At 72.5% G+C, this 13790-nt stretch carries 11 protein-coding genes; 6 read left to right on the top strand and 5 right to left on the bottom strand.

Going from position 1 to position 13790, the window contains the following annotated elements:
* Position 1: 1 nt before the first annotated feature.
* Both MRBLMI1_RS00570 and MRBLMI1_RS00565 read right to left on the bottom strand, forming a co-directional pair.
* Positions 2–601, bottom strand: a complete 600-nt coding sequence (locus MRBLMI1_RS00570) for an FABP family protein (RefSeq protein ID WP_367726192.1) — start codon at positions 599–601, stop codon at positions 2–4.
* 133 nt (positions 602–734) lie between these two features.
* The gene (locus MRBLMI1_RS00565; RefSeq protein WP_367726191.1) at positions 735–1025 is read right to left on the bottom strand and encodes a hypothetical protein; all 291 of its coding nucleotides are present in this window, start codon (positions 1023–1025) and stop codon (positions 735–737) included.
* 115 nt (positions 1026–1140) lie between these two features.
* Here MRBLMI1_RS00565 and MRBLMI1_RS00560 point away from each other — a divergent pair, with 115 nt between their 5' ends.
* The 5 genes from MRBLMI1_RS00560 (at position 1141) to MRBLMI1_RS00540 (ending at position 6431) form a co-directional block, all read left to right on the top strand.
* Complete coding sequence (locus MRBLMI1_RS00560; protein WP_367726190.1) at positions 1141–1833, top strand: winged helix-turn-helix domain-containing protein; 693 nt, start codon at positions 1141–1143, stop codon at positions 1831–1833.
* A gap of 57 nt (positions 1834–1890) precedes the next feature.
* Positions 1891–4059, top strand: a complete 2169-nt coding sequence (locus tag MRBLMI1_RS00555) for an RNA degradosome polyphosphate kinase (RefSeq protein ID WP_367726189.1) — start codon at positions 1891–1893, stop codon at positions 4057–4059.
* On the top strand, positions 4056–4994 hold the full coding sequence (locus tag MRBLMI1_RS00550; RefSeq protein ID WP_367726188.1) for an NUDIX hydrolase: 939 nt from the start codon (positions 4056–4058) through the stop codon (positions 4992–4994). The genes MRBLMI1_RS00555 and MRBLMI1_RS00550 overlap by 4 nt, the downstream gene beginning before the upstream one ends.
* A 62-nt stretch (positions 4995–5056) precedes the next feature.
* Positions 5057–5524 carry a hypothetical protein gene (locus MRBLMI1_RS00545; protein WP_367726187.1) on the top strand — a complete coding sequence of 156 codons (468 nt, stop codon included), beginning with the start codon at positions 5057–5059 and terminating at the stop codon, positions 5522–5524.
* Positions 5525–5624: 100 nt separating this feature from the next.
* On the top strand, positions 5625–6431 hold the full coding sequence (locus tag MRBLMI1_RS00540) for an HNH endonuclease signature motif containing protein (RefSeq protein ID WP_367726185.1): 807 nt from the start codon (positions 5625–5627) through the stop codon (positions 6429–6431).
* A gap of 19 nt (positions 6432–6450) precedes the next feature.
* Here MRBLMI1_RS00540 and MRBLMI1_RS00535 read toward each other — a convergent pair whose 3' ends face one another.
* The 3 genes from MRBLMI1_RS00535 to MRBLMI1_RS00525 are packed head-to-tail and all read right to left on the bottom strand — an operon-like array spanning position 6451 to position 12451.
* Positions 6451–7182 (bottom strand): class I SAM-dependent methyltransferase, encoded by a 732-nt coding sequence (locus tag MRBLMI1_RS00535; RefSeq protein WP_367726184.1) that lies wholly within the window; start codon positions 7180–7182, stop codon positions 6451–6453.
* On the bottom strand, positions 7179–8510 hold the full coding sequence (locus tag MRBLMI1_RS00530; protein ID WP_367726183.1) for a M1 family metallopeptidase: 1332 nt from the start codon (positions 8508–8510) through the stop codon (positions 7179–7181). The genes MRBLMI1_RS00535 and MRBLMI1_RS00530 overlap by 4 nt, the downstream gene beginning before the upstream one ends.
* Positions 8507–12451, bottom strand: a complete 3945-nt coding sequence (locus MRBLMI1_RS00525) for a Pls/PosA family non-ribosomal peptide synthetase (protein WP_367726181.1) — start codon at positions 12449–12451, stop codon at positions 8507–8509. The genes MRBLMI1_RS00530 and MRBLMI1_RS00525 overlap by 4 nt, the downstream gene beginning before the upstream one ends.
* A 166-nt stretch (positions 12452–12617) precedes the next feature.
* Between MRBLMI1_RS00525 and pstS the strand changes: the two genes are divergently transcribed.
* Positions 12618–13733, top strand: coding sequence for a phosphate ABC transporter substrate-binding protein PstS (pstS, locus tag MRBLMI1_RS00520; RefSeq protein WP_367726179.1), 1116 nt, complete (start codon positions 12618–12620; stop codon positions 13731–13733).
* Positions 13734–13790 lie beyond the last annotated feature (57 nt).

The raw sequence follows: 13790 nt of genomic DNA, 5'->3' as shown, positions 1-13790 counted from the left end.
GTCACTCCGCCCGGGCCAGGCGCGCGGAGGCGTGCGAGCCGAGCTCGCGGCCCAGGGCGGCGATGTCCCACGCCCACAGCAGGTGGTTGTCGACGAGGCCGTACATGCGCGTGGCCGCGACGTAGGGCTTGGCCCCGGCCGTGCGGACGACGGCATCCGTCGCGATGTCGATGCGCGGGCCCCGGACCTGTCCCAGGTACAGCTCCATGACGCCGTCCGAGTGCACGATGCTGACCTCGAGGTCGAAGCCGTTCTCGGCGTTGCGGAGTGCCTCGACGTCGTCGGCGGTCCGCGGGGCGGCCTCGGCGACAGCCGGCAGCAGCGCCGGGCCGGGGTCGGCATCGGTCGCGGGGCGGCCGAGACGCCAGTAGCCGATCTCGGACACCAGGGGGCGGCGCTGGTCGCCGTCGAGCAGCCAGGCGTGCGCCGAGTAGTTGAGGACGGGTCCGCCGTCGTGGCTGAAGCTCACGCGGTGCTGGAACTCCCCCGAATAGGAGCGGCCGTCGACCTCGTAGTCGATGACGCCCGTGCCCTCCCAGACGCCGATGAGCCAGGCGAGGGGGACGAGGTCGGAGGGGAGATCGGTCGGAAGCTCGATCACAGCGGGCCGCTCAGCGCTGGCCGCGGTAGAGGTTCTTGATCACCACTCCGGACACGAACACGATCGCCAGGGAGGCGAGACCGAGAAGTCCCACGAAGAACAGTTCGAGCGCGAGGAGATCCATGGGTCAACTCTAACCGGCGACGAGCATCGCCAGCCCGAAACCTGCCGTGATGAGTCCGAGGACGACGAGGGCGCCGAGCACGCTCGCCGCGACCCGCTGGATGAACGCCTGCGAGCGGCCGTACCAGAGCTGCACGGCGAAGGCGACGATCACGCACACGCCCAGTGCCACGGTCGCCCACTGCGCCCGCCACTCGGACGGGACGAAGACGCCGACCGCGACGCCCAGGACCGCGGCGAGCACCCAGACCGCGACGACGCCGCCGACGGTGCGACGCGGGGCGAGGTCGGGGAAGGACATGGGCTCCATCCTGGCGCACGGCCGGCGGCGGCGCACGCCTCCACGCCGTCGTTGACAGCGGGAGCGAGCGTGCACTCTAAGATGGGCGGGACGCAGGCCGCACTCGGAGGTCCGTTTGGCACAGCTCCTCGTTCTCAGCTCCGCCCCCGGCGGCGGTCCCGTGCTGCCCGCGCTCGAACTCCTGAGCCACCGCGTCCGGCAGATCCCCGCCGAGCCCGCGCAGCTCGTCAACGCCCCGTCCGCGGACGTGGTGTTCGTCGACGCGCGCACCGACCTGGTGGGCGCGAAGTCGCTGTGCAAGATCCTCACCACGACCGGACTCGAGGCGCCCCTCGTCCTCGTCGTCACCGAGGGCGGGCTCACGGCCGTCTCCACCGACTGGGGCGTCGACGACGTCGTGCTGGTGGGCGCGGGCCCCGCCGAGATCGACGCGCGCGTGCGCCTCGCGATGGGCCGCCGCAGCGCCGACCAGGTCTCCACCCGCATCCAGACCTCCGGCATCATCATCGACGAGTCCTCCTACTCCGCCAAGGTGCACGGCAAGCCGCTCGACCTCACCTACAAGGAGTTCCAGCTCCTGCACTTCTTCGCCACGCACCCGTCGCGCGTCTTCACCCGCGAGCAGCTGCTCAGCGAGGTCTGGGGCTACGACTACTTCGGCGGCACCCGCACGGTCGACGTCCACGTCCGCCGTCTGCGCGCCAAGCTCGGCGACCTCGAGCAGCTCATCGGCACGGTCCGCAACGTCGGGTACCGCTTCAACGTGTACGAGGACGATCAGCCGCCGGTCCCCGCCGCCACGGTCTGAGCCCCGCGGAACGCAACCGTTCACACGCGTGTCACCGACCCCTGTCATGATGTGGGGATGATCGAACACGACGTGCTCGACGCGGGCCTGGGCGACGCGGACGACGACGATTTCGACGAGGCCGTGGAGGCCGAGGACGACCAGCTGCCCGACCACCGGTACCTCGACCGCGAGATCAGCTGGCTGTCCTTCAACCAGCGCGTCCTGGAGCTCGCCGAGGATCCCACGATCCCGGTGCTCGAGCGGGCCAACTTCCTCGCCATCTTCGCCAGCAACCTCGACGAGTTCTTCATGGTGCGCGTCGCCGGCCTGAAGCGGCGCATCGTCACCGGCCTCGCCGTGCCCACGAACGTCGGCCGGGCGCCGCAGGACGTGCTCGCCGACATCTCGGCCGAGGCGCACCGCCTGCAGCTGCGCCACGCCGCCGCGTGGACCGACATGGTCCGGCCCGCCCTGGCCGAGGCCGGCATCGAGGTCGTGTCGTGGGGGTCGCTGGCGGCATCCGTCCAGGAGAAGCTGACGGAGTACTTCCAGCGCAACGTGTTCCCGGTGCTGATGCCGCTCGCCGTCGACCCGGCGCACCCGTTCCCCTACATCTCGGGGCTGTCGCTGAACCTCGCGATCCGCATCCGGAACGCCCGCACCGGCCGCCAGGAGTTCGCCCGCCTCAAGGTGCCGCCGATGCTGCCCCGCTTCGTCGAGGTCTCCGGCGACGGCCCGGGCGTGCGGTACCTGCCGCTCGAGGAGCTCATCTCCAACCACCTCGGCGACCTCTTCCCGGGCATGGAGGTGCTGGATCACCACGCGTTCCGCCTCACCCGCAACGAGGACGTCACGGTCGAGGAGGACGAGACCGAGAACCTCATCCAGGCGCTCGAGGCCGAACTGCTCCGCCGCCGGTTCGGGCCGCCCATCCGTCTCGAGATCACCGACGACATGGACGACCTCACGCGCGACCTGCTGCTGAGCGAGCTCGACATCACCGAGCAGGAGGTCTACCGGCTGCCGGGCGCCCTCGACCTGCGCGGGCTGTTCGACCTGTCGCGCATCGAGCGTCCCGACCTGCGCTACCCCCCGCACGTGCCCAAGACGGCGCTGCCCTTCCAGCCGCCCGAGCAGAACGGGCGCGCCGACATCTTCGGGGCCATCCGCAAGGGCGACGTGCTCGTCCACCACCCGTACGAGTCCTTCGCGACGAGCGTGCAGGCGTTCCTGGAGCAGGCCGCCAAGGACCCGCATGTGCTCGCCATCAAGCAGACGCTGTACCGCACCTCGGGCGACAGCCCGATCGTGCAGGCCCTCATCGACGCCGCCGAGGCCGGCAAGCAGGTCCTCGCGCTCGTCGAGGTGAAGGCGCGCTTCGACGAGGCGAACAACATCGTCTGGGCGCGCAAGCTCGAGAAGGCCGGCGTCCACGTCGTGTACGGCCTCGTCGGGTTGAAGACGCACTGCAAGCTCGCGCTCGTCATCCGCGAGGAGGACGGCGTGCTGCGCCACTACAGCCACGTCGGCACGGGCAACTACAACCCGAAGACCAGCCGCATCTACGAGGACTTCGGTCTGTTCACGGTCGATGACCAGGTCGGCCGCGACCTCACCCGCCTGTTCAACGAGCTCAGCGGCTACGCGATCGAGAAGAAGTTCAAGCGCCTCCTCGTCGCTCCCCTCCACCTGCGCAAGGGACTGCTGCGCCACATCGACAAGGAGCGCCGCAACGCGTTGGCCGGCAAGCCCTCCGGCGTGCGGATCAAGGTCAACTCGATGGTCGACGAGCAGATCATCGACGCGCTGTACAGGGCGAGCCAGGCGGGCGTGCCGGTCGAGGTCTGGGTGCGCGGCATCTGCTCCATCAAGCCCGGCGTGCCCGGGATGAGCGAGAACATCACCGTCCGCTCCATCCTCGGTCGCTACCTCGAGCACTCGCGGATCTTCGCGTTCGCGAACGACGGCGACCCGCAGGTCTACATCGGCAGCGCCGACATGATGCACCGCAACCTCGACCGCCGCGTCGAGGCGCTCGTGCGCGTCGTGGACGAGCGCCAGGTCGGCGACCTGAACGCGCTGTTCGACCTGGCCATGAGCGAGGAGACGAGCTCGTGGCACCTGCGCTCGGACGGCGAGTGGGTGCGGCACAGCGTGCAGGCCGACGGGACCCCCCTGATCGACCTGCAGGAGCACACCATGACGCGGATCCAGCGCAAGCGTCGCGCCCGGGCGGTCCGGTGAGCGAAACCGCCGTCTACGCCGCCGGGGGCGTGGTCTGGCGCGTCGTCGACGACAAGCTGCGGGTGCTGCTGATCCATCGGACCAAGTACCGGGACGTCACCCTGCCCAAGGGCAAGGTCGACCCGGGCGAGACGCTGGCCGAGACGGCGGTGCGCGAGATCCGCGAGGAGACCGGGATCGCCGTGGCGCTCGGCGTGCCCGTCGGGGTGTCGCGCTACCGCCTCCCCAGCTCCCGGACGAAGGTCGTGCACTACTGGGCGGCGGAGGCGACGGAGGCCGCCGTCCGCGCGTCGACCTTCGTGCCGAACAAGGAGATCGCGGCGATCGAATGGGTCGGGCTGAAGAAGGCGCGCAAGCACCTCAGCTACCCGGTGGACATCGAGATCCTCGACGAGTTCGTGCGGCTCGTGGACGAGAACGCTCTTCCCACCTTCCCCGTGGTGGTGCTGCGGCACGCGAAGGCGAAGTCGCGCGAGGACTGGAAGGGTCCGGATGCCGCCCGCCCGCTCAGCCCGCGCGGCGTCCGACAGGCGCGGGCCATCGTCGGCCCCCTCCGGGCGTTCGGTGTCCGCCGCATCGTCTCGAGCCCCGCGGACCGCTGCGTCGAGACGGCCGCGCCGCTCGCCGAGGCCCTGCATCAGCGCGTGGACCTGTGCCGTGCCATCAGTCAGGACGACTGGGAGGTGGGGCGCAGCGACGCCCGCGCGGTGGTCGGCGAGCGGGTCCGGGCGCGCAAGCCCGTCGTCCTGGTGAGCCACGGCCCCGTGCTCCCCGACATCATGAACGAGCTGGCCCTGGCCACCGGCACGATGCGCGGGTCTTACCTGGGCAGTTCGGCGGCCCTGGAGACGGCGGCGTTCTCGGTGGTGCACATCCCCGTGGAGCACCCCGGCTCCGGGATCGTCGCGATCGAGACGCACGAGCCGCGGGTGTGACGGGCGCGTCGCGCGGGTTCCCCTCGGAGGTGCGGGTCGCGTGGGCGCCCCGGACGGACGGGATGCCACGGCGCGACGCGTCAGCGGAGCTGATCGACGGTCTGCTGCCCGGCGCCGTCGTCGTGCGACGCTGCGCCCGCTGCGGGAGCACCGCCCACGGCCGGCCGCTCGTCGTCGGCGGTCGCCACGTCGTGTCGGTGTCGTACACGGACCGGTGGGTCGTCGCCGCGGTCGCGCCGTCGTCCTTCGCCACGGCTCTGGGGGTCGACGCGGTGACGGTGACCTCTGCTCCCGTCGGTGTGGACCGGGTGCTCGCCGCAGGGGCGGACCACCGCGGGTGGGCGCGTGTCGAGGCGGCGCTCAAGGCCGACGGGCGCGGGCTCGCCGTCGAGCCCGCGCACGTGACCATCGAGAACGAGCCCGACGGGTTCATCGCGAGGGTGGGCACGGCTGTCTTTCACGGCTGGGATGCTCCGGCGCCGGACGGGGTCGTCGTGTCGCTCGCCGTCCGACTGTCGTCGCGGCGCTGATCACCGGCCCGCGCCGGCGCCATAAGTGGGACACCTGTCCTCCCCATTCGGAGGAGGTGTCGCGTCATCCACCAGTGGCCGGCATCCGGCGCGCCTCGGGATGCCGGCGTCGGCGGCGCAGCAGGAACGGGCGTCGGCGCCAGGGGCGGCCCCGGAAGCGGGACAGGAACCGGCGCCCGACGGCGCACCCGGCGCCACCGACGGTATCCAGGCTGCCCAGGCTGCTCAGGCGGACACCCGTACCGCCGACCAGATCCGGGCGGACGTTCTCACCGACCTCCTGCTCACCGCTGCCCCCGCGATCGATCCGACACGGACCGACGACGGACCGGGCACCCTCGGCGCCATACGGGCGAGGATCCAGGTCGTCGTTCCGGCGCTGTCGGTGCTGAACCCGGACGACGAGAATCGCGACCCCGCCCAGCTGATCGGACACGGCCCCATCGACATCGGCCTCGCGAAACAGCTGGCCGTGGCGACACCCGTCCCGTGGGATCGCGTAATCACCCGCCCGATCACCGGCGCCGTCCTGAGAACCGACACGTATCACCGCACCGCCGCGATCGACCAGCACGTCCGTGCAAGGGACCGCCATTGTCGGATGCCCGGCTGCGCCCTCCCCGCGGTCTCCTGCGAGGTCGATCACACGCGCGACCATGCCCTGGGCGGCCCCACCGACGTCGGCAACCTGGCGACGTTGTGTCAGCGCCACCACTCCATGAAGCAGTTCACGGACTGGACCGTCGAACAGGTGGGCGGCGGTGTGCTCCGGTGGGTCTCCCCGGCCGGCGTGGAGTACATCGACGAACCGCCCGCCTATGCGCCCACCGTGCGATTCGCGCCGGATGACCCTGTCCCGCCGGGCGGCCCTCCTGACGACGAACCCCCGAGCTGGGCGCACCCGTGACATCCAGCCCGGACGTCCCTCAGCGGGCGCGAGCGACGAAGATCATCAGCCGATCGTCCGGCCGGAGCGGCCGACCGGTCCAATCGCCGTGCACAGCCTCGACCTCGAAACCCGCCACCCGGAGATCGGACTCGACCTCGTGGCGCGAACGGAACACCAGCGTCTGCGTCTCGGTGTGCGGTCCCCCGCCCTCACCGAAGTCCGTGTACGCCGTGAACCGCACACGACGCTCGTCGACGGCATCGACCGTCATCCAGACCGACACCCGGCCCCGCGACGTCTCGCGGTCGTGGCAGCCCGCTGTCGCCCACGACTCCCACTCCCGCACGCGGGGGTTCCGCGTCTCGAAAGCAAGCACCGCACCGGCGCGAAGACGGTCACGTACGTCTCGCAGGGTCCGCGTCCATGCGCCGTCGTCGATGTGCTGAGCGACATTGCCGGTCATCAGCGCGAGATCGAACACGCGCGCGGGGATCGCGCCGCTGTCGCCGTGCACCCACTGCACCGCCTCCGCACCGTCCCGACGGCGCGCGAAGGCGAGCATGGATGCCGACGGGTCGACCCCGACCACCCGCCGTCCGCCGACGGCCAAGGTGACCGTCAGCAGGCCCGTGCCGCACCCGAGGTCGACGACCGCGTCCGCCCGCTCCGATGCCGCCAACCTCCGGTAGAAGTCGTGATCGGGTCCGTCGGGATTGTCCTCGTCGTAGAGGTCGACGACGCGCGGATCGTAGTCCGACACAGGGGTCACGACCCCCCGTGCAGGGCGGGCAGCTCCCGCCGATCGATCCACGCCGACAGCAGCTCCGCGGCATCCGCTCCCCCGGCCTGTGCCACGGCGGCGCGGAAGTCGTCCGTCGTGACGAGGCCGTGGCGGTGATCGCGCGCCCAGTCGCGCAGCAGCGCGGCGAAGACGTCGGCGCCGAGGTGCCCGCGCAACGCGTACAAGGTCAGCGCCCCGCGCTTGTAGACGCGGTCGTCGAACATGTCGTCCGGTCCCGGATCGCTGAGCAGCAGATCGGCGGGCTGAGCCGCGACACGGGCGTAGTGTTCGGCCGCGCACGCGTCGATCGTGGGCCCCCCGGATGCCTCGGACCACACCCACTCCGCGAAGCAGGCGAAGCCCTCGTTGAGCCAGATATCGCTCCATCGCGCCAGGCCGACGCTGTTGCCGAACCACTGGTGCGCCAGCTCGTGGGCGATGAGACGCTGCGCGGCCGGGACGAGGTGGTTCATGCCGAACACCGCGAGCCCCTGGGCCTCGAGGGGGATCTCGAGCTCGTCGGCCGTCACCACGAGCGCGCACGCCTCCTGCGGGTACGGCCCGAAGGTTCCGTCGAACAGACGCAGCATGTCCGGCACGGCGCGGAACGCCCGGTCGGCGGCCGCGGCGAGCGCGGGCGGCGCGGTCACCGTCACCGGCGGCACCGCCGCTGTGCCGGTTCCGGCGTCCGCCGCGGTTCCGGTCCGGGCGAGCGGGGTCGTGCGGTAGCGGCCGATGTGCACGGCGGCCAGGTAGGTCGCGGTGGGCACGTCGCTGGTGAAGGTCGTGGTCGTGCGCCCGCCGCTGCGGACGGTGCGGCCGGCCACCCCGGTCGCCATGACGGCGTACCCGTCGTCGACGGTGATCTCCATCCGCATGCGCGCGCGGTCGTCGGGGCGGTCGTTGCAGGGGAACCACGTCGGCGCGCCCGTCGGCTGCCCGGCGACGAGGGCGCCGTCGGTCAGCTCCTCCCACCCGACGGTGCCCCACCGCGAGCGGCGCGGCGACGGGGCGCCGGCGTACGTCAGCTCGACGGTGAACCTCTCCCCCGCGACGACGGTCCGCGGCAGCGCGACACGGACGGCGTTCCGCCCCTGCACGTGGCGCGCCACCCGCCCGTCGACCCGTGCCCGGGACACGCGCAGACCGACGAGGTCGAACGCCACGCCGGCGGCATCCGTCCGGGCCACCGCCTCAATGACGGCCGTGCCCTCCAGCCGGTTGGTGCGCACGCGATACGACAGCCGCAGGTCGTACGACTCCACGGCGTACGTGCGATCGCCGCTCTGCGGGGCGTACGGATCGGCGCCCGTCACGAGGTGGACTGGTAGGCGCGCACCTTGACCGCACGCCACGGGCCGATGGGGTTGCCGCTCCAGCGTGAACCCACGGGGACGGTCTCGCCGCGCATCACCAGGGAGGCGGGGCCGACGGTCGCGTGCGCACCGAGGGTCGAGGCGGGCAGCACGACGCTGTGGGGACCGAGGGTGGCCCCGGCCTCCAGTTCGACGGTGTCCATGCTCATGATTCGATCATGGAAGAGGTGGGTCTGCACGACGCACCCGCGGTTGACCGTCGAAGCTGCGCCGAGGGTCACCAGATCCGGCTCGGGCAGCCAGTAGCTCTCGCACCACACCCCGGCGCCGATGCGCGCCCCCAGCGACCGCAGCCACACGGCGAGTGCGGGCGTGCCGGACGCGGCGCGGGCGAACCACGGCGCCGCGACCATCTCGGTGAACGTGTCCGACACCTCGGTCCGCCACACGAAGCTGGACCACAGCGGCTGCTCGCCCGCGCGGATGACGCCCACGATCGTCCACTTGGCCGCCGTCGACACCGCTGCGGCCACCGCGCCCGCCGCGAGCATGACCACGCCGGACAGCAGCAGGGCCCACAGCGGACCGGGACCCTCCCACAGGGCGGCGAGCGCCAAGAGCACGCCGAGCCCGATCGCGCACGTGACGACGACGGGGACGATCCGGCACAGCTCCCACATCGTCCGGGCGATGCGCAGCCCGGCGCGGGGACGGTAGGTGCGCGACTCGTCGCCCTCCGCCGAGAGCCGCCGCAGACGCACGGCCGGGGAGCCGAGCCAGGACGACCCCGGCTTCGCCTTCGCCGGCGCCGCGGACAGCACGGCGACGAGGCCGTCGCGCGGCACGCGGTGCCCGGGCGCCGCCATGCCCGAGTTGCCGAGGAACGCGCGCTTGCCGATGCGGACCGGCCCGAGCCGCATCCATCCCGCGCGCAGCTCGTACGAGGCGACCATCGTGTCGTCCGCGAGGAACGCCCCGTCCTCGATGCGCGTCATCGAGGGGATCAGCAGGACCGTGGATGCCTCGACGTCGCGGCCGACGCGCGCGCCCAGCATCCGCAGCCACACGGGGGTGAAGAGGCTGGAGTACAGCGGGAAGAGGAGGGTGCGGGCGGCATCCAGGAGTCTCTCGATCGTCCATGCCTGCCACGCGATGCGGCTGCGGACGGGGTGGGTGCCCTCGGCGAGACCCCGCGAGAACACGCGGACGAGCAGGACGACGGATGCCGCGAACACGAGCCCCGTGACGAGGACGCCCGGGACGAGCCAGGCCAAGGCGGCGAGGGCGGCCGCCCCGAGGCTGTCCGCGCCGCGCATCCCCTGCGCGACGACGAGACCGCCGACGGTGAACGACGCCAGCGGCAGCAGCGCGAGGAGGATCGCCGAGCCGGCGTAGGCGTACAGCCAGCGGGTCGGCGCGGGCGGTCGCTGATCCGGCCACCCCTTCGCGGTCCCGCCGACCCGGACGGCGGGCGAGCCCGCCCAGGACTGGTCCGCCTTCACCCGGCCGAACACGGCGGACCCCGGGGCGATCTCGGCGCGACGGCCGATACGCGTGCCGGGGGCGAGGGTCGACCGGGCCCCGATCGCGGCCTCCGCCCCGATGCGCACCTCGCCGATGCGCACCTGGTCGCCGTCGATCCACCATCCGGTGAGGTCCACCTCGGGCTCGATCGATGCGCCGTCGCCGATCTCGAGCATGCCGGTCACCGGCGGCAGGGCGTGGAGGTCGACGTTCCGACCGATCCGCGCGCCGAGTGCCCGCGCGTAGTACGACACCCAGGGCGCACCGGCGAGGCCGACGGCATCCACCTGGTCCCCGATCTGCTCGGCGAGCCAGAGCCGGATGTGCACCCCGCCGCCGCGGGGGTAGTCGCCGGGGCGGACGCCCCGCAGCAGCACACGGGCGGCGACGACGGCGATCGCCATGCGGCCGAACGGCGTCGCGAAGACGAGGAGCGCGCCGACGAGCACGGGCCACGGCACCGCGGGGAGCACCTCGAACCCCGGGACGAGTCGGAGGAGAGCGGATGCCGTGAGCAGATACAGCAGCCACCGGACGCCGGAGAGGATGAACAGCGGCGCGCCGAGCAGGGTCTGCACGACCTGGGTCGCCCGCGGGGTCGGCGCGGCGCGGTGGAACTCGACGTCGACGTCGTCCCGCAGCTGCGGACCGAGCGCCGTGGCCATCGCGCCCAGGCGCGGGACGTCGTAGATGTCGGCGACGGAGAACTCGGGCACCCGTGCGCGGATGCGCGAGACGAGCTGCGCCGCGGCGAGCGACCCGCCGCCCAGGTCGAAGAAGTCGGCGCGGCGGTCGGCGACGGGCTGGCCGAGCACGGCCTGCCACTGCTCCGCCAGCCAGGACTCGGCGGCGGAGAAGTCGGTCGCGACAGGGGCGTCGACGCCCGGCAGCGGCCAGGGCAGGGCGGCACGGTCGACCTTGCCGGACGTGCGCACGGGCAGCTCGTCGACGACGGCCAGCAGGGGGATGGTCGCGGCGGGCAGACGGTCGGCGAGCGCGGCGCGGGCCGCATGACGGTCGAGCGCGGTGTCGGCATCCATCACCAGGTATCCGACGAGGACGGGAACCCCCGCGTCGGTCGTGCGCACCGCGACGGTGGCCGCCGCGACGTCGGGGAGGTCCTGGAGCGCCGACTCCACCTCGCCGAGCTCGATGCGGCGGCCGCCGACCTTGACCTGGTCGTCGGCACGTCCCTGGAACACGAGCCCCTCCGGGTCGAAGCGGACGAGGTCGCCCGAACGGTAGGCCCGCTCCCACCCGAGGGTCGGCATCGGCGCGTACTTCTCGGCGTCCTTGGCCGGGTCGAGGTAGCGGGCCAGGCCCACCCCGCCGATGATGAGCTCCCCGGTCCCCCCGGGTGCGACGCGGTGTCCGTCGGCGTCGACGACGGCGAGGGCCCACCCGTCCAGCGGAAGTCCGATGCGCACCGGCGTGCTCCCGTCGAGCGGGGCGGCGCACGCCACCACCGTCGCCTCGGTGGGGCCGTACGTGTTCCAGACCTCCCGGCCGTCCGAGGCGAGGCGCGCGGCCAGCTCGGGTGGGCACGCCTCGCCGCCGAAGATGAGCAGGCGCACGTTCTCGATCGCCGCGGCCGGCCACATCGCCGCCAGCGTCGGCACGGTCGAGACCACCGTGATCCCCTGCCGCAGCAGCCACGGCGCCAGATCCTCCCCGGAACGGACGAGCGAGCGCGGGGCCGGCACGAGGCAGGCGCCGTGTCCCCACGCGAGCCACATCTCCTCGCACGAGGCGTCGAACGCCACGGACAGCCCGGCCAGCACGCGGTCGCCCGGCCCGAGCGGCTCGGCCTGCACGAACAGACGCGCCTCGGCGTCCACGAACGCCGCCGCCGACCGGTGCGACACCGCGACGCCCTTCGGCGTGCCGGTCGAGCCGGAGGTGAAGATGACCCATGCGTCGTCGTCCAGGCCCGGAGGCGGGACCATGGGAGTGGCGTTCGTACGCGGGTGCGGGACCTCCCCGTCGTAGAGACGGACGAGCCCGTCCCCGTCCTCCCGCGGCAGGTACTCGCCCTCGCCCGCGACGATCCCGCGGACACCCGCCTCCGCGAACACCACGCGAGCGCGCTCGTCCGGGTCGTCGACGTCGACCGGCACGTACGCCGCCCCCGCTGCGAGGACGCCGAGGATCGACACGTACAGCTCCTTCGACCCCGACGGCATCCGGATGCCCACCCGGTCGCCGCGCCGGACGCCCGCCGCATGCAGGACGCCCGCCGTCCGCCACACGCGCGCGAGCAGCTCGCGATAGCTGAGGGCCCCGGAGCCGTCGTCCACGGCGGAGGCCTCGGGATGCCGCCCGGCGACATCGGTCAGGATGTCGATGAGCGTGCGCGGGGGCGGGGCGTCGCCGGTGCGATCGAGCGGCGCCTGCGCGTTCTCAGCGGAAGTCGTCACGGTCGCGAAGCGTATACCGCCCAGGGAAACACCCCGGTCGGGCGGTCGTCGTTCACCGTCCGTTCACCCGTGCAGCGCACTCTCGTAAGAGTCGATGTTTAGCGTTCCGGGCGAACCCTGCACCGGGTTCGACACAGCTCCCGACAAACCCCGAAGGACTCCCATCGTGAAGATCTCCCGCTTCGCCCAGCTCGGCGCGCTCTCCGCCGTCGCCGCCCTCACCCTGGCCGGCTGCGCCGCGAACGAAGGCGGCACCGGCGGCGGCGCCGAGAGCGGCGACTCCGGCTCCTCGCTGTCCGGCGAGGTCGCGAGCGGCGGCGCGTCGTCGCAGGAGGTGGCGGTCCAGGCCTGGACCGCGGGCTTCCAGACCGCGAACCCCGACGTGACCATCACCTACGACCCCTCGGGCTCGGGTGCCGGTCGCGAGTCGTTCCAGGCGGGCGCGTTCCCGTTCATCGGCTCCGACCGCGCGTTCAACGACGAGGAGATCGCCGCGGGCGGCTTCGGCGCCTGCGCCGACGGCACCAACATCGTCGAGCTGCCCACCTACATCTCCCCGATCGCCGTCATCTTCAACCTCGAGGGCGTCGACTCGCTGAACCTGGACGCGGCCACCGTCGCGGGCCTGTTCGCCGGCACCATCACCACCTGGAACGACCCCGCGATCGCCGCCACCAACCCCGGCGTCAGCCTCCCCGACCTGGCCGTGACCCCGGTCCACCGTCAGGACGACTCGGGCACGACCGAGAACTTCACCGACTACCTCTTCCAGGCCGCCCCGTCGGTGTGGACCTCGGAGCCCGACGGCGAGTGGCCGCTGTCCTCCGGTGAGGCCGCCAACGGCACCTCCGGCGTCGTCTCCGCCGTCGCCGGCGCGAACGGCACCATCGGCTACGCGGACGCCTCGCGCGCCGCGCAGGAGGGCCTGTCGACCGTCGCGATCGGCGTCGGCGACGAGTTCGTGTCGTACTCCCCCGAGGCCGCCGCCGCGATCGTCGACGAGTCGCCGTTCGTCGAGGGCCGCGCCGAGGGCGACCTCGCCATCGAGCTGGAGCGCACCTCGCAGGAGTCGGGCGTCTACCCCATCGTCCTCATCAGCTACATGATCGCCTGCGAGGAGTACGCCGACGCGTCCTCCGCGCCGATCGTGAAGTCCTTCCTGGAGTACGTCGCCAGCGAGGAGGGCCAGCAGGCCGCCGCCGACGCCGCCGGCAGCGCCCCGATCAGCGACTCGCTCCGCGAGCGCGTGAACGCCGCGATCGACCTGATCGTCGCCGAGTAAGAACATCCGGATACCCGGTCCGATGCCCCACGGCATCGGACCGGGTTTCCGCCCGTT

The sequence above is a fragment of the Microbacterium sp. LMI1-1-1.1 genome (assembly GCF_040815675.1).
GTDB lineage: Bacteria > Actinomycetota > Actinomycetes > Actinomycetales > Microbacteriaceae > Microbacterium.
The sequence above is the reverse complement of the archived record's forward strand: the minus strand, read 5'-3'. Positions and strand labels throughout refer to the sequence as shown.

What these genes read in the sequence shown, in the direction of transcription:
- MRBLMI1_RS00545 (WP_367726187.1), top strand. Translation starts at nt 5,057, where the DNA reads ATGCCACGGCGCGACGCGTCAGCGGAGCTGATCGACGGTCTGCTGCCC.
- MRBLMI1_RS00565 (WP_367726191.1), bottom strand. Translation starts at nt 1,025, where the DNA reads ATGTCCTTCCCCGACCTCGCCCCGCGTCGCACCGTCGGCGGCGTCGTC.
- MRBLMI1_RS00555 (WP_367726189.1), top strand. Translation starts at nt 1,891, where the DNA reads ATGATCGAACACGACGTGCTCGACGCGGGCCTGGGCGACGCGGACGAC.
- MRBLMI1_RS00540 (WP_367726185.1), top strand. Translation starts at nt 5,625, where the DNA reads ATGCCGGCGTCGGCGGCGCAGCAGGAACGGGCGTCGGCGCCAGGGGCG.